We start from the raw sequence: 15,184 nt of genomic DNA on the forward strand, positions 1-15,184 counted from the left end.
CTGGCCCCGCTTTATCGAACTTTACTTTTTCGATTTCGTTCGTTAAATTTCGAATTCGAACATTTTCTGTTCAACCATTTCCCTCAGACGATAAGGACAGCAGGTGACCCAACCGAATCGCTACGATCTGCTCGTCGTCGGCGGCGGCATCAACGGCGCGGGCATCGCGCGCGATGCGGCCGGCCGCGGCCTGTCGGTCCTGCTCTGCGAGCAGGACGATCTCGCGTCGCACACGTCGTCGTGCAGCACGAAGCTGATTCACGGCGGCCTGCGCTACCTCGAGTACAACGAGTTCGGGCTCGTGCGCAAGGCGCTGCAGGAACGCGAGACGCTGCTGCGCGCGGCGCCGCACATCATGTGGCCGCTGCGCTTCGTGATGCCGCACATGCCGAACCTGCGGCCGGCCTGGCTGATCCGCATCGGCCTGTTCCTCTACGATCACCTCGCGAAACGCGAACTGCTGCCCGGCTCGCGCGGCATCGACATGCGCCGCCATGCGGCCGGCGCGCCGCTGATCGACTCGATCAAGCGCGGCTTCGTGTATTCCGACGGCTGGGTCGACGACGCCCGCCTCGTCGTGCTGAACGCGATGGATGCGAAGGAGCGCGGCGCCGAGATCCTCACGCGCACGAAGCTCGTTTCCGCCGAACGCCGCGGCGACGAGTGGGAAGCGCGGCTGCAGCACGCCGACGGTTCGATCCGCGTCGTGCATGCGCGCGCGATCGCGAACGCGGCCGGCCCGTGGGTCGGCGACGTGCTGCACGGCGCGCTCGGCCGCGGCGCGCATCACAGCGTGCGGCTCGTGAAGGGCAGCCACATCATCACGCGCCGCCTGTTCGATCACGATCACGCGTACATCTTCCAGAACCCGGACAAGCGGATCATCTTCGCGATTCCGTACGAGCACGACTTCACGCTGATCGGCACGACCGACGTCGAATACACGAACGATCCCGCGAAGGTCGCGATCGATCGCGACGAGACGCAGTACCTGTGCGATTCGATCAACCGCTACTTCAAGCGCAAGATCTCGCCGGCCGACGTGCACTGGACCTACTCGGGCGTGCGCCCGCTGCTGGAAGACGAGAACGCCGCGAACGCATCGGCCGTCACGCGCGACTACCGCCTCGAAATGGACGAAGGCGCGGGTGCGCCGCTGCTGTCGGTGTTCGGCGGCAAGATCACGACGTTCCGCAAGCTCGCGGAAGAAGCCGGCGACATGCTGAGCCGCGCGCTCGGCCGCGACGCGAAGACCTGGACGGCCGGCGTCGCGCTGCCGGGCGGCGACATCGCGAACGCGAACTTCGACGTGTTCGCCGCCGCGTTCGCGAAACGCCACCCGTGGCTGCCCGCCGCGCTCGCCCGCCGCTATGCACGTGCGTACGGCACGCGCGCGGAGCGCGTGATCGACGGCGCGAAGTCGCTCGCCGAACTCGGCACCGAAATCGCCCCGGGCATCCACGACGCCGAACTGCGCTACCTGCGCGACGCCGAATGGGCGACCTGCGCGCAGGACGTGCTGTGGCGCCGCTCGAAGCTCGGCCTGCACGTCGCGCCGGGCACGCTCGACGCGGTGACGGCCGCGATCGACGCGTGGTTCGCCGCCGCGCACGCGCCGCAGGCCTGACCCGAATGCAGTAGCAGTTGCCGTACCGACGTTGACTCACCGACGCGCCGCCCCCCATGCGGCGCGCATCACAACTAAGTCAAATCCACGGATGGAGATGAGAGACATGCAGGATCAGTACATCCTCGCGCTTGACCAGGGCACCACGAGTTCCCGCGCGATGCTGTTCGATCGCCAGGGCAATATCGTATCGATCGCCCAGAAGGAATTCGAGCAGATCTACCCGCAACCCGGCTGGGTCGAGCACGACCCGCAGGAAATCTGGTCGACGCAAGCCGGCGTCGCCGCCGAAGCCGTCACGCGCACGGGCCTGAACGGCACGTCGATCGCCGCGATCGGCATCACCAACCAGCGCGAAACCACGATCGTCTGGGATCGCGAGACCGGCCAGCCCGTCTACAACGCGATCGTCTGGCAGGATCGCCGCACGGCCGACTTCTGCGATTCGCTGAAAGCCCAGGGCCTCGAGGCGAAGGTGCGCGCGAAGACCGGCCTGCCGATCGACTCGTACTTCTCCGGGACCAAGATCCGCTGGATCCTCGACAACGTTCCGGGCGCACGCGAGAAGGCCAAGCAGGGCAAGCTCGCGTTCGGTACCGTCGACAGCTGGCTCGTGTGGAACTTCACGAAGCACGAACTGCACGTGACCGACGTGACGAACGCGTCGCGCACGATGCTGTTCAACATCCACACGCGCGAATGGGACAACGAGCTGCTCGAGATGCTCGACATCCCGCGCAGCATGCTGCCCGACGTGAAGGCATCGTCGGAAATCTACGGTCACACGAAGACCACCGTGTTCGCGTCGAAGATCCCGCTCGCGGGCATCGCGGGCGACCAGCAGGCAGCGCTGTTCGGCCAGATGTGCACGCAGTCCGGCATGGTGAAGAACACCTACGGCACCGGCTGCTTCCTGATGATGAACACCGGCGACAAGCCGATCGAATCGAAGAACAACCTCGTCACGACGATCGCCTGGCAGATCGGCGACAACGTGCAGTACGCGCTGGAAGGCAGCATCTTCATCGCGGGCGCGGTGGTGCAGTGGCTGCGCGACGGCGTCGGCATCATCAAGTCGGCCGCCGAAATCGAAGCGCTCGCCGCGAGCGTGCCGCACACCGACGGCGTCTACCTGGTGCCCGCGTTCGCCGGCCTCGGCGCGCCGCACTGGAACGCACGGGCGCGCGGCTCGGTATTCGGCGTCACGCGCGGCACGACCTCCGCGCACCTCGCACGGGCGGCGCTCGATTCGATCGCGTACCAGTCGCTCGACGTGCTGGCCGCGATGGAAGCCGATTCGGGCATCAGCATCGGCGAGCTGCGCGTCGACGGCGGCGCGAGCGCGAACGACCTGCTGATGCAGTTCCAGGCCGACCTGCTCGGCGTCGACGCGGTGCGTCCGCAGATCACCGAGACGACCGCGCTCGGCGCGGCCTACCTCGCGGGCCTCGCGATCGGCTACTGGAAGAACCTCGATGAAGTGCGCAGCCAGTGGCAGCTCGATCGCCGCTTCTCGCCGTCGATGCCGAAGGAACAGGTCGAAAGCTGCATGGCCGGCTGGCAGCGCGCGGTACGCGCCGCGAAGGCGTGGGCCGACGATACCCAGTAATCGTCAGCCATCCATACGAAATACAACAACACCGGCGGACCGCGCTTGCGCGCGAGTCCGCGATGACATACGAGAGACAACCATGTCACCTTATATTGCAGAGTTCATCGGCACAGCGATCCTCGTGCTGCTCGGCAACGGCGCGGTCGCAAACGTGCTGCTTGCAAAGACCAAGGGCAAAGGCGCGGACCTGATCGTGATCGTGATGGGCTGGGCGATGGCCGTATTCGTCGCCGTCTACGTGACCGCGTCGTTCAGCGGCGCGCACCTGAACCCGATCGTCACCATCAGTCTCGCGCTCGCGGGCAAGTTCGCGTGGTCGAAAGTCGGCGGCTACATCCTCGCGCAGATGCTCGGCGGGATGGCGGGCGCCCTGCTCGTGTGGCTCGCGTATCGCCAGCACTTCGCGAAGGAAGCCGATGCGGACCTGAAGCTCGCGGTGTTCTGCACGGCGCCCGCGATCCGCAGCGTCACGCACAACGTGCTGACCGAAGCGATCTGCACGTTCGTGCTGATCCTCGGCGTGCTGTACCTCGCGTCGCCGCAGGTCGGCCTCGGCGCGCTCGACGCGCTGCCCGTCGGCCTGCTCGTGCTCGGCATCGGCATTTCGCTCGGCGGCCCGACCGGCTACGCGATGAGCCCCGCGCGCGACCTGTCGCCGCGCATCATGCACGCGCTGCTGCCGATCCCCGGCAAGCGCGACAGCGACTGGCGCTATGCATGGGTGCCCGTCGTCGGCCCGCTGCTCGGCGGCGCCGCGGCGGCCGGCCTGTACCTGCACCTGCACGCGATGGCCTGATCTCGACCTGATCTCGACCTGATCTCGACCTGATCTCGGCCTGACCGAAGCGCGCGGCCGCCACCGCCGCGCGCTTCATGCGCCTTTCTTCGCGCCTCCCTCGCCACGTTCGCGCTGGCGGTCGCCTCCGGCCGACACGAGCGACTTCAGCTTCACGCCCGCATCCGCCACGGCCGCCGGGCTCGCGTCGATCCCGCGTTCGACCAGCATGCTCGCCCACGCGCATTTCCTCGACGAACCCCACCGCACGGCCGAACCCGCGCACGGCGACGCGCCGCGCGACCGGAATCGTCAGGCCACACGCGCGGCATCGGGAAAACCTGCCGAAGCGTCTCGCGGCATGCGCGTGAAAGCACGTATGATGGCGAATTGATCTGCGTCGCCGACATTCCGCTTCTTCACCACCATGCTCGATCACCTCATCTGCGACTGCGACGGCGTGCTCGTCGACAGCGAAGTCATCGCCGACCGCGTGCTGCTCGATACGCTGTCCTCCACGTTCCCGAACATCGATTTCGAAGCCGCCGCGAAGTCGGCGTTCGGCCAGCAGACGTCGCGCTTCCTGGCCGGGATCGAATCCCGCTTCGGGATCGAGATGCCCGCCAACTTCATCGAAACGATCGAGCACAACATCGAGAGCGCGCTGGCGCAATCGCTCGCGCCGATCACCGGCGTGCGCGACGCGCTGCTGCAGGTGAGCCTGCCGGCGGCCGTCGTGTCGAACAGCCGGCTCGCGCGCGTGCGCAGTTCGCTGAAGCGCGCATCGCTCACCGAGATCTTCGGCGATCGCGTGTTCAGCTCAGAGCAGGTGGCGCGGCCGAAGCCCTACCCCGACGTCTACCTGCATGCGGCGCAAACGCTCGGCGTCGCGCCGGCGCGCTGCATCGTCGTCGAAGACAGCGTGTCCGGGCTGAATGCCGCGCGGGCGGCGGGCATGAAAACGATCGCGTTCGTCGGCGCGAGCCACATCCCCGACAACTACGCGGACGCGCTGCGCGCGATGGGCATCACGCGGATCATGCGCAGGATGGACGAGCTGCCGGCGTTCGTCGAAGCCGGCATGCGCGGAGAATTCGCGGACGTACAGTCCTGACGGTCGTTCCGGCGTGCGCCGTTTCACGCACGCCGTGCCACGGGCGCATGAACGCGCCCGCTTTCCCCTTCCCTTTCACTCAGGCCGGTTCGCAGCAGCGCTCGCGCGCGGCGGCCAGCGCCTCGCGGAACTCAACGAGTTCCGCGATCGTCAGCATCGGCAGCCCGTGCCGTTGCGCGAAACGCTCGACATCGTCGCCGCGCGTCATCGTGCCGTCGGGATTCATCAGCTCGCACAGCACGCCGGCCGGCTTCAGGCCCGCGAGGATCGACAGGTCGACCGTGCCTTCGGTGTGACCGCGGCGTGCCAGCACGCCGCCCGGCTGCGCACGCAGCGGAAACACGTGGCCGGGGCGCACGATGTCGTGCGGCTTCGCCCCTTCGGCGATCGCCGCGCGGATCGTCGTCACGCGATCGGCCGCCGATACGCCCGTATGCACGCCTTCGCGTGCCTCGATCGAGACGGTGAACGCGGTGCCGTTGCGGCTCTCGTTGGTCTGCACCATCGGCGGCAGCTCGAGCGCGCGCACCGTGTCGTCGGTCAGGCACAGGCACACGATGCCGCTGCACTCGCGGATCAGCAGCGCCATCGTCTCGGGCGTGATGCGCTCGGCGGCAACGATCAGGTCGGCTTCGTTCTCGCGGTCGTGGTCGTCCTGCAGCACGACCGCACGGCCTGCGCGCATCGCATCGAGCGCGGCGGCGATCCGCGGCGGCACCGGTTCGGAATCCAGTAACGGGAGATCGGCAAAGGCGTCGGCAGGTGCCGACGAAACGGACATCAAGGACATGTGAAACGCTCCTCGCAAATACGGTTTGGGCGAAAAACGTTTCAGGGCATTGCAAACAGACAGAACGACAACCCGCTTCGCGCATGCGGCGAAGCGGCCCTGGCGGACATGACTATCTGCACATCTTCTCTCATCCGGACTGTGACCGTCGGCTCTGGCATTCGACCAGATCTGCTGACCCCGCGCGGATGCGCGGGCGCTCGCGGGCTCGCCGGCTTACGCCAGCCTACCGCCGGTGGGGAATTTCGCCCCGCCCTGAAGACGCACTGATTGCCGGACGGGACAACCCCGTCAGCGGCGGGCCAAGCATACAACAGCTGCGCGCGCGGCGCAGTGAACTCCAGCTAAAACCTTACCGACGACCCCGTCTAACGGCATCGTCCGAACGGCCGACGGACGACCCGCGATCCCGCCCGAACGACGGGAACGCGGCCCGCTCCGGGCGGCCTGCGCGATCAGCCGGCCGCATGTGCGGCGTGCGCCGCATCGGGCACGAGCCAGCGCGGCGGCACCTCGGGGCTCACCGTCACGCGAAATGCGCGCGCCTCGCTGTCGCCCGGGTTGCGCAGGCTGTACGGCTGGTCGGCATCGAACACGATCGCATCGCCGGTCGCGAGCAACTGGCGGCGGTCGTGCACGCTGACTTCGAGCGTGCCCTCGCTGACGACGAGGTTGACCGTCGTGCCGGGCGCGCGGCGTGCGCCGGGCTCCGTGTGCAGCGGCGCGATCCGCAGCTCGTGGAATTCGGCCGCGGCCGGCTCGCCTTCCGGATAAAGCGCGCGCGCCGAGAAGCGGCCGTTCGAGCTGACGACGCGCGACGCGCGCTCGGCCGCCAGGTGCTCGAAGCCGTTCACCGCATGGCGGCGCAGGAAGGCGGCGACCGAAACCTTCAGCGCCGCGGCGATCTTGCAGAGCACCTTGATCGACGGCACGCTGCGCGCCGACTCGATCTGCGCAAGCATCGCGCGCGACACGCCGGACAGCCGCGCGAGCGCATCGAGCGACAACTGCCGCTCGGCGCGCAAGCGCGCGAGGTTAACGCCGACGACCTGCTCGAGAACGTCGAGCGACGCGGACGCCCGCGCATCGGCGGCGTCGCCGGACTCGAAGGAAGACACGTCGCGCACGAGCGCCAGGGATGAAGACATAGCATTGCCTCCGGGCCGCTGTGCGGCCCTGCGTATGGGGTAAGCCGGGATGGGGAATCGGGTTGCGCCAGCAATGGCGCGTATCGAAACGCTATCACCCGGCCTTGCACCGGCAAACGAAGTTATCTTCACACCGTTATCAGCATCGCGGAGGAATGCGTTTCTCGCGCCCCGTTTCCCGCCGCTATCGCGTCGCGCCGCCGGGCTCGCTCATTGCGCCGCCGGCGCCGCACCGCGTGCCGACCCGCGCGTGTCGAGCCGCATCGCGAACCACGTGACGACGAGCGCCGCGAACGTCACCGCGACGGCGACCCACGGCAGCGCATCGAGCGCGAGGCCGTGTTCCAGCGCAAGGCCGCCGAGCCACGCGCCGCCCGCATTGCCGACGTTGAACGCGCCGATGTTGAGCGTCGACGCGAGATGCGGCGCGCTCGCGGCCTTCTCGACCACGCGCGCCTGCAGCGGCGGCACCGTCGCGAACGCGGCGATCCCCCACACGAACACGGTGACGGCGGCCGCGACCGGCAGGTGGCTCGTCTTCGCGAAGACGGCCATCACGGCCATCAGCGCGACGAGGATCGCGATCAGCGACGGCATCAGCGCGCGGTCGGCGAACTTGCCGCCGAGCGTGTTGCCGATCGTCAGCCCCGCGCCGAACAGCACGAGGATCAGCGCGACCGAGCGCGGCGAGAAACCGGACACGGTCTCGAGGATCGGCGCGATGTACGTGAACACGACGAACACGCCACCGAAGCCGAGCACGGTCATCAACAGCGCGAGCCACACCTGCGGCTCCTTCAGCACGCGCACTTCGTGGCCGAGGCCGCCCGGCCCGCTGTCGTGACGGTTCGGCACGAGCGCGGCGACGCCGCCGAGCGCCAGCACGCCGAGCCCGGCGACGATCCAGAACGACGCGCGCCAGCCGAGCAGTTGCCCGACGAACGTGCCGAACGGCACGCCGAGCACATTCGACAGCGTGAGCCCCGTGAACATCAGCGCGATCGCGCTCGCGCGCTTGTCGGCCGGCACGAGCGACGCGGCGACCACCGCGCCGATCCCGAAGAACGACCCGTGCGCGAACGACGTGACGACGCGCGCGACCATCAGCATCGCGTAGCCGGACGCGGTCGCGCACAGCACGTTGCCGACGATGAAGATCGCCATCAGCAGCTGCAGCGCGGCCTTGCGCGGCATGCGGCTCGTCAGCACCGCGAGCAGCGGCGCGCCGGCCGCGACACCGAGCGCGTAGCCGGTGACCAGCAGGCCGGCCGACGGCAGCGACACGGCCAGGTCGTGCGCCACTTCGGGCAGCAGGCCCATGATGATGAACTCGGTGGTACCGATGGCGAAGGCGCTGATCGCAAGCGCCAGTAACGGAATGGGCATGACGTTCTCCGGAAGGCGGCGGACGCGGCGCCCGGTCGGTGCCGCACCGCACAAAAGGCAGGATGTGCGCATTGTCCCGAAGACATCGCTATTTGATAATTGGCGTGGCGTTTGAACCATTTTCAAATATTTCTGGAAAATCGCATGGACCGACTGGGCGATATCCGGCTGTTCGTCGAGGCGGCCGAACTGGGCAGCCTGTCCGCCGCCGGGCGCAAGCTGAACCTCACGCCGGCCGCCGCGAGCGCGCGCCTCGCGAAGCTCGAGGCGGCGGTCGCCACCCGGCTGCTCGACCGTTCGACCCGGCAGTTGCGGCTCACCGACGAGGGCCGCCTGTACCTGAACGGCTGCCGGCAGGCGTTGCAGGCGCTCGACGACGCAAACGCGCTGCTCCAGGCCGGCCGCAACGTGGTCGCCGGCCGGGTTCGGCTGTCGGCGACGTCCGATTTCGGCCGCCGCCGGCTGCTCGACTGGCTCGACGAATTCACCGCGCTTTACCCGGACGTGACGTTCTCGCTGACGGCGTCCGACTCGACGGTGAACCTGTGGCAGGACGAGATCGACCTCGCGATCCGTTTCGCCGCGCCGCCCGACGGCGCGCTGATCGCCCGCCGGCTCGCCGCGGACCGGCGCGTGCCGTGCGCGGCGCCTTCGTTCGTCGAACGCCACGGCGTGCCGCGCGATCCGCACGATCTGGCCCGCTTTCCATGCAACGTGATCACGATCGCGTCCGGGCCGATGAACACGTGGCGCTTCACGCGCGGCGACGACACGCAGACCTGCACGGTGCCGCTCGCCACCGCGTTCGAGACCAACGACGGCGGCCTCGCCCGCGAATGGGCGCTGCGCGGCCGCGGCATCGTGCTGAACTCGATCTGGGATGTCGCCGACGACATCCGCGCCGGGCGGCTCAAGGTCCTGCTGCCCGACTGGCGGCACCAGAGCGCGCCGCTGCACGCGATCTATCCCGGCAAGCGCTACATGGCGCCGCGCGTGCGCGTGCTGCTCGACTTTCTCGCCGAACGCTTCGCACGCGAGGAAGCCGCGCACGACGACCTGCTGAACGCGTGCCGCTGACGGCCGGCGCATCGCGGCTCGAGGGTCGGAACGCGCCGGCCGGCGTCGCGCGGCCGCAACCCGCCGCCCGTCCCGGGCAGCGTGAAAAGCTATAATGGAAAGCTTTCCCGACGGCTTTTCACATGCTGGCTGCACGCGATCCGCGTGCGGCGCGCGCGGCCGTCCCGATTCACTCTTGACGACGCCCCCAGGTCAACCACTGCGAACGGCGAATCCCCATGACCAAGAAAGTTTACGTAAAGACCTTCGGCTGCCAGATGAACGAGTACGACTCGGACAAGATGGTGGACGTGCTGAATGCGGCCGAAGGCCTCGAAAAGACCGACACGCCGGAAGACGCGGACATCATCCTGTTCAACACGTGCTCGGTGCGTGAAAAGGCGCAGGAAAAGGTGTTCTCCGATCTCGGCCGCGTGCGCGAGCTGAAGGAAGCGAAGCCCGGCCTGCTGATCGGCGTCGGCGGCTGCGTCGCCAGCCAGGAAGGCGCATCGATCGTGTCGCGCGCGCCGTACGTCGACCTCGTGTTCGGCCCGCAAACCCTGCACCGCCTGCCGCAGATGATCGACGCGCGCCGCGAGAGCGGCCGCGCGCAGGTCGACATCACCTTCCCCGAGATCGAGAAGTTCGACCACCTGCCGCCCGCGCGCGTCGAGGGGCCGAGCGCGTTCGTGTCGATCATGGAAGGCTGCTCGAAGTACTGCAGCTACTGCGTGGTGCCGTACACGCGCGGCGATGAAGTGTCGCGCCCGCTCGACGACGTGCTGACCGAAGTGGCCGGCCTCGCCGACCAGGGCGTGCGCGAAGTCACGCTGCTCGGCCAGAACGTGAATGCCTATCGGGGCGCGCTGGCAGCCGGCTCGACCGAAATCGCCGATTTCGCGACGCTGATCGAATACGTCGCCGACATCCCCGGCATCGAGCGGATCCGCTACACGACGTCGCACCCGAAGGAGTTCACGCAGCGCCTGATCGACACCTACGCGAAGGTGCCGAAGCTCGTGAGCCACCTGCACCTGCCCGTGCAGCACGGCTCCGACCGCATCCTGATGGCGATGAAGCGCGGCTACACGGTGCTCGAATACAAGTCGGTGATCCGCAAGCTGCGCGCGATCCGCCCGGACCTGTCGCTGTCGACCGACATGATCGTCGGCTTCCCCGGCGAGACCGAGGACGATTTCGACAAGATGATGGCGCTCGTGCACGAGATGAGCTACGACACGAGCTTCTCGTTCATCTACAGCCCGCGCCCCGGCACGCCGGCCGCGAACCTGCACGACGACACGCCGCGCGAGGTCAAGCTCAAACGCCTGCAACATCTGCAGGCGACCATCGAGGAAAACGTCGCGCGCATCAGCCAGTCGATGGTCGGGAAGGTCGAGCGGATCCTCGTCGAGGGCCCGTCGCGCAAGGACCCGAACGAACTCGCGGGCCGCACCGAGAACAACCGGGTCGTGAATTTCCCGGCGCCGCTCGCGTCGCACCCGCGCCTGATCGGCCAGATGATCGACGTGAAGATCAACCACGCGTACCCGCATTCGCTGCGCGGCGAGCTCGTGCTCGTGAGCGACGACGCGAGCGCGGCCACGCACTGACGTTCCACTGGAGCCCGACGCCACTTTGAAGCCGACCCAAGCACTGGAATTCGTCGCGCCGCGCGACGACAATGCGCGCCTCGCCAACCTCTGCGGCCCGCTCGACGAGAACCTGCGGCAGATCGAACAGGCGCTCGACGTCACGCTGTCGCGACGCGGCCACCGGATCGCGATCCGCGGGCGCGGCGCCAAGCTCGCGCTCGCCGCGCTCGAGAACTTCTACAACCGCGCGCGCGATGCGCTGTCGGTCGACGACATCCAGCTCGCGCTGGTCGAAGTGCGCCACACGGGCGGCAACGGCCGCCAGGACACGCTCGACGTGCGCTTCCGCGGCGACCCCGACCATCCGTTCGACGACCCCGTCGTCCAGCTCGACGCCAGCGAGCCGGACGAGGAGCCCGCGCCGAAGCTCTACACGCGGCGTGCCGACCTGCGCGGCCGCACGCCGGCGCAGCGCGAATACCTGAAGCAGATCCTGTCGCACGACGTGACGTTCGGCATCGGGCCGGCCGGCACCGGCAAGACCTACCTCGCGGTCGCCTGCGCGGTCGACGCGCTCGAGCGCGACCAGGTCAAGCGGATCGTGCTGACGCGCCCGGCCGTCGAGGCCGGCGAGCGGCTCGGCTTCCTGCCGGGCGATCTCGCGCAGAAGGTCGACCCGTACCTGCGCCCGCTGTACGACGCGCTGTACGACCTGCTCGGATTCGACAAGACGGCGAAGATGTTCGAGCGCCAGATGATCGAGATCGCGCCGCTCGCGTACATGCGCGGCCGCACGCTGAACCACGCGTTCATCATCCTCGACGAGGCGCAGAACACGACGCCCGAGCAGATGAAGATGTTCCTCACGCGGATCGGCTTCGGCTCGAAGGCGGTCGTGACCGGCGACACGAGCCAGGTCGACCTGCCGCGCGGCCACAAGAGCGGCCTCGTCGAGGCGCAGCAGGTGCTCGGCGGCGTGCGCGGCATCGCGCTCACGCGCTTCACGAGCGCGGACGTCGTGCGCCATCCGCTCGTCGCGCGCATCGTCGAGGCGTACGACGAATTCCACGCGCAGCACCAGGACGGCTGACCGGCCGGCGGCACCCGCACGCCGCCCGGCCTGACAGCCCGGCCCGGCCCGCCAGACGGCGCGCCGGGCTTTTTTTCGCCTGCGCGAATTCGGGTGCGATCGGCCGTTTGGTGTATCCTCAACGCGTCCCAATCGCCGCACGCGTCATGAAATCCTCCCGTTCCCGCAAGTCCGGGCGCGCCCAGTCCGCCGCGCCCGCCTCCCCCCGCCTTTCGCTGTTCGATGCGAAAGGCAAGGCCCGGACCGTCAACGCACAAGGGCTGCGCATCGACTTCCCTGACGGCCGCAGCCTGATGTTCGACCTGTCGGGCAGTTCCGGGGAAGCCGCCGTCGCGATCGTCGCGCAGCACAACGATCCGGCCATGCGCGCGAAGATCGCGCTGCAGCCCGAGCACTACGACAGCGTGGCGCTGCACGTGGGTGCCGAGCCCGCACCGCGCGAGGACGACACCGAAGACGCACTGCGCGAGCCGGAGCTCGACCTGTCCGTGCAGTACGGCGACGAGATCACGAGCGACGTGCGCAAGACGCTGCCCAAGCGCAAGCTGATCGCCGAATGGCTCGAACCGGCGCTGTTCTCCAGTGCGCAGCTCACCGTGCGCTTCGTCGGCGAAGAAGAAGGCCGCACGCTGAACGCCGGCTACCGCCACAAGGACTATCCGACCAACGTGTTGACCTTCGCGTACGACGCGGCACCCGACGGCACCGTGATCGGCGACCTCGTGCTGTGCTGCCCGGTCGTCGAGAAGGAAGCGCACGACCAGGACAAGCCGCTCACCGCCCATTACGCGCACCTGCTGGTGCACGGCGCGCTGCACGCGCAGGGCTACGACCACGAGACGAGCGACGAGGACGCAGCCGAAATGGAAGCGCTCGAAGTCGACATCCTCGCGAAGCTGGGCTTCCCGAACCCGTACCAGTAAGCCGTCCGCACGATGCGCAACGCCGCGACGCTCTCGCCCGCCTACCCGCCGTCGATCGGCGACGGGCGCCTGCTGACGGAAGACGAACTCGCGGCGTCGCTCGCGCACACGATGCGCGACTGGGACGGCCGGCAGGATCTGTGGCTGTTCGGCTATGGCTCGCTGATCTGGAACCCGGGGTTGCCGACCGTCGCAGCCATACGCGGCAAGGTGCACGGCTATCATCGCGGGCTCTACCTGTGGTCGCGCGTGAACCGCGGCACGCCCGAACGCCCGGGCCTCGTGCTCGCGCTCGATCGCGGCGGCTCGTGCTCGGGCATCGCGTTCCGGCTCGCCGGCCCGACCGCGCAACCGCACCTCGAAACGTTGTGGAAACGCGAGATGCCGATGGGTTCGTACCGGCCCGCATGGCTGCCGTGCTCGCTCGAGAACGGCGAGCGCGTGAACGCACTCGCGTTCGTGATGCGCCGCGAAGCGCCGACCTATACCGGCAAGCTGCCCGACCCCGTCGTCAGGGAAGTGTTCCGTTGCGCGGCCGGCCGCTACGGCACGACGCTCGACTACGTCAGCCGCACGGTCGACGCGCTGCGCGCGAGCGGCATCCCCGATCGCGCGCTCGAAGGGCTGCTCGCGCGATGCCGGTGACGCGGCACGGCGCCCGGCTCGCCGCCACGCGCTGCCGCGCCGTGGGCGCATTCTTGCGAGGGCAAGACCGATGAAACCGTCTCGCTGGTCGCGTTGCAGGGTTGCCGCGCTGATCGTCGCCGCGAGCGTCGCGCTGTCCGGCTGCGGAATACTCGGCTGCGGCGGCGCCGCGACCAACGGCGCGGCTGCCGGCGGCTGCTCGGCCGGCATGCGGTTCTGAACCGCGGCCGGGCGAAGTCCGCGTGCGGCAGAATGCCGCCGCTCACCACCCCGGCCGAACGCTTTTCCGCGTCACGGCTCCGCTTCCCGTCCGCACCCGTTTTTTTCGCCGCTGCCCCGCCGCCCTTTTCTGGGATAGGATGGACGCGAGGACGATGTCGCGCCCGGCGCGGCCGTCCGAGAGCGGGGCCCGTACGCGCTGCCCACCCTGGCCGTGCGGCCGGTGTGACACGGTCGCGTCGTGCCCTTGGTGTATCCTTGCCTACTCCGTGACAGCGCGCTCCGGCATGACCCGGGCGCACCACCATGAACGATTCGTATCCCAGTCGTAAGCCAACCGACAAACCGCAAGAAAAGCGCTCGCTGCTCGAGCGCCTGACCGACTTCATCTCGCCCGAGCCCGAATCCCGCGGCGAGCTGCTGGAAATCCTCCAGGACGCCCACGAACGCAACCTGATCGACGCCGATTCGCTGTCGATGATCGAAGGCGTGTTCCAGGTGTCCGACCTGTGCGCGCGCGACATCATGGTGCCGCGCGCACAGATGGACGCGATCAACATCGCCGACAAGCCCGAGGATTTCATCCCGTTCGTCCTCGAAAAGGCGCACTCGCGCTACCCCGTGTACGAGGAGAACCGCGACAACGTCATTGGCGTGCTGCTCGCGAAGGATCTGCTGCGTTTCTACGCCGAAGAGGAATTCGACGTGCGCGGGATGCTGCGCCCGGCCGTGTTCATTCCCGAATCGAAGCGCCTGAACGTGCTGCTGCACGACTTCCGCGTGAACCGCAACCACCTTGCGATCGTCGTCGACGAATACGGCGGCGTCGCGGGCCTGATCACGATCGAGGACGTGCTCGAGCAGATCGTCGGCGACATCGAGGACGAATACGATTTCGACGAGGAAGCCGGCAACATCATCTCGGGGCCCGACGGCCGCTACCGCGTGCGTGCGCTTACCGAGATCGAACAGTTCAACGAGACGTTCGGCACCGATTTCCCGGATGACGAAGTCGATACGATCGGCGGGCTGATCACGCATCATTTCGGCCGCGTCCCGCATCGCGGCGAGAAGCTGCAGCTCGGCAACCTCGTGTTCGAGATCCAGCGCGGCGATGCGCGCCAGGTCCACGTGCTGCTGGTGCGCCGCAATCCGCTCGCGAGCCGTCGCGCCGAAACCTCGCACGAGGACTGACCGTCGCGCG

14 protein-coding genes, 1 pseudogene and 1 riboswitch are annotated in these 15,184 nt (G+C 68.3%); of the genes and pseudogenes, 11 read left to right on the plus strand and 4 right to left on the minus strand.

The annotated features are described in order from the left end of the window. The first annotated feature begins 103 nt into the window (after positions 1-103). From glpD to AB3K92_RS37045, 3 genes are all read left to right on the plus strand, one after another. A complete protein-coding gene (glpD, locus tag AB3K92_RS37035) occupies positions 104-1,627 on the plus strand; it encodes a glycerol-3-phosphate dehydrogenase (protein WP_060219628.1) in 1,524 nt (507 codons plus the stop codon). 106 nt (positions 1,628-1,733) lie between these two features. Next, entirely contained in the window at positions 1,734-3,236 is a 1,503-nt protein-coding gene (gene glpK, locus AB3K92_RS37040) for a glycerol kinase GlpK (protein ID WP_369466787.1), read from the plus strand. A gap of 82 nt (positions 3,237-3,318) precedes the next feature. Beyond that, the gene (locus AB3K92_RS37045) at positions 3,319-4,035 is read left to right on the plus strand and encodes an MIP/aquaporin family protein (protein ID WP_021160162.1); all 717 of its coding nucleotides are present in this window, start codon (positions 3,319-3,321) and stop codon (positions 4,033-4,035) included. A 75-nt stretch (positions 4,036-4,110) separates the two neighbouring features. Here the strand turns inward: AB3K92_RS37045 and AB3K92_RS37050 are convergent. After that, a pseudogene (locus AB3K92_RS37050) lies at positions 4,111-4,315 on the minus strand (hypothetical protein); the annotation flags it as partial. A gap of 126 nt (positions 4,316-4,441) precedes the next feature. Here AB3K92_RS37050 and AB3K92_RS37055 point away from each other — a divergent pair. Continuing rightward, positions 4,442-5,128, plus strand: a complete 687-nt coding sequence (locus AB3K92_RS37055; protein WP_048025979.1) for an HAD family phosphatase — start codon at positions 4,442-4,444, stop codon at positions 5,126-5,128. Between the two features lie 79 nt (positions 5,129-5,207). On the opposite strand, the gene ribB is transcribed toward AB3K92_RS37055, so the two are convergent. From ribB to AB3K92_RS37070, 3 genes are all read right to left on the minus strand, one after another. Next, positions 5,208-5,918, minus strand: coding sequence for a 3,4-dihydroxy-2-butanone-4-phosphate synthase (gene ribB, locus AB3K92_RS37060; protein ID WP_027789183.1), 711 nt, complete (start codon positions 5,916-5,918; stop codon positions 5,208-5,210). Positions 5,919-6,036: 118 nt separating this feature from the next. Next, positions 6,037-6,185, minus strand: a riboswitch (FMN riboswitch). Positions 6,186-6,373: 188 nt separating this feature from the next. Beyond that, positions 6,374-7,066, minus strand: coding sequence for a helix-turn-helix domain-containing protein (locus AB3K92_RS37065; RefSeq protein WP_021160158.1), 693 nt, complete (start codon positions 7,064-7,066; stop codon positions 6,374-6,376). Positions 7,067-7,276: 210 nt separating this feature from the next. Continuing rightward, positions 7,277-8,452, minus strand: coding sequence for an MFS transporter (locus AB3K92_RS37070; protein WP_021160157.1), 1,176 nt, complete (start codon positions 8,450-8,452; stop codon positions 7,277-7,279). Between the two features lie 144 nt (positions 8,453-8,596). On the opposite strand from AB3K92_RS37070, the gene AB3K92_RS37075 reads away from it, so the two are divergent. The 7 genes from AB3K92_RS37075 to AB3K92_RS37105 all read left to right on the plus strand — a co-directional run bounded on the left by AB3K92_RS37075 (position 8,597) and on the right by AB3K92_RS37105 (position 15,174). Further along, on the plus strand, positions 8,597-9,529 hold the full coding sequence (locus AB3K92_RS37075) for a LysR family transcriptional regulator (protein WP_048025978.1): 933 nt from the start codon (positions 8,597-8,599) through the stop codon (positions 9,527-9,529). Between the two features lie 218 nt (positions 9,530-9,747). Further along, positions 9,748-11,121 carry a tRNA (N6-isopentenyl adenosine(37)-C2)-methylthiotransferase MiaB gene (gene miaB, locus AB3K92_RS37080; protein WP_048025977.1) on the plus strand — a complete coding sequence of 458 codons (1,374 nt, stop codon included), beginning with the start codon at positions 9,748-9,750 and terminating at the stop codon, positions 11,119-11,121. A gap of 25 nt (positions 11,122-11,146) precedes the next feature. Next, positions 11,147-12,193, plus strand: a complete 1,047-nt coding sequence (locus AB3K92_RS37085) for a PhoH family protein (protein ID WP_021160154.1) — start codon at positions 11,147-11,149, stop codon at positions 12,191-12,193. Between the two features lie 146 nt (positions 12,194-12,339). Further along, positions 12,340-13,116, plus strand: a complete 777-nt coding sequence (gene ybeY, locus AB3K92_RS37090; protein WP_369466788.1) for an rRNA maturation RNase YbeY — start codon at positions 12,340-12,342, stop codon at positions 13,114-13,116. Positions 13,117-13,128: 12 nt separating this feature from the next. Further along, a complete protein-coding gene (locus tag AB3K92_RS37095; RefSeq protein WP_165580990.1) occupies positions 13,129-13,761 on the plus strand; it encodes a gamma-glutamylcyclotransferase in 633 nt (210 codons plus the stop codon). Positions 13,762-13,831: 70 nt separating this feature from the next. Then, entirely contained in the window at positions 13,832-13,981 is a 150-nt protein-coding gene (locus AB3K92_RS37100) for a hypothetical protein (RefSeq protein ID WP_021160151.1), read from the plus strand. A 305-nt stretch (positions 13,982-14,286) separates the two neighbouring features. Beyond that, positions 14,287-15,174: an HlyC/CorC family transporter gene (locus AB3K92_RS37105; RefSeq protein WP_021160150.1), complete on the plus strand. Its 888-nt coding sequence runs from the start codon at positions 14,287-14,289 to the stop codon at positions 15,172-15,174. Positions 15,175-15,184: the final 10 nt, after the last annotated feature.

Source organism: Burkholderia sp. Bmkn7, assembly GCF_041103175.1.
Taxonomy (GTDB): domain Bacteria; phylum Pseudomonadota; class Gammaproteobacteria; order Burkholderiales; family Burkholderiaceae; genus Burkholderia; species Burkholderia cepacia.

Bases quoted from the DNA above. Each gene is read 5' to 3' on its own strand.
- glpK (WP_369466787.1), top strand. From the start codon at position 1,734: ATGCAGGATCAGTACATCCTCGCGCTTGACCAGGGCACCACGAGTTCC.
- AB3K92_RS37045 (WP_021160162.1), top strand. From the start codon at position 3,319: ATGTCACCTTATATTGCAGAGTTCATCGGCACAGCGATCCTCGTGCTG.
- AB3K92_RS37055 (WP_048025979.1), top strand. From the start codon at position 4,442: ATGCTCGATCACCTCATCTGCGACTGCGACGGCGTGCTCGTCGACAGC.
- ribB (WP_027789183.1), bottom strand. From the start codon at position 5,918: ATGTCCTTGATGTCCGTTTCGTCGGCACCTGCCGACGCCTTTGCCGAT.
- AB3K92_RS37065 (WP_021160158.1), bottom strand. From the start codon at position 7,066: ATGTCTTCATCCCTGGCGCTCGTGCGCGACGTGTCTTCCTTCGAGTCC.
- AB3K92_RS37070 (WP_021160157.1), bottom strand. From the start codon at position 8,452: ATGCCCATTCCGTTACTGGCGCTTGCGATCAGCGCCTTCGCCATCGGT.
- AB3K92_RS37075 (WP_048025978.1), top strand. From the start codon at position 8,597: ATGGACCGACTGGGCGATATCCGGCTGTTCGTCGAGGCGGCCGAACTG.
- miaB (WP_048025977.1), top strand. From the start codon at position 9,748: ATGACCAAGAAAGTTTACGTAAAGACCTTCGGCTGCCAGATGAACGAG.
- ybeY (WP_369466788.1), top strand. From the start codon at position 12,340: ATGAAATCCTCCCGTTCCCGCAAGTCCGGGCGCGCCCAGTCCGCCGCG.
- AB3K92_RS37095 (WP_165580990.1), top strand. From the start codon at position 13,129: ATGCGCAACGCCGCGACGCTCTCGCCCGCCTACCCGCCGTCGATCGGC.
- AB3K92_RS37100 (WP_021160151.1), top strand. From the start codon at position 13,832: ATGAAACCGTCTCGCTGGTCGCGTTGCAGGGTTGCCGCGCTGATCGTC.
- AB3K92_RS37105 (WP_021160150.1), top strand. From the start codon at position 14,287: ATGAACGATTCGTATCCCAGTCGTAAGCCAACCGACAAACCGCAAGAA.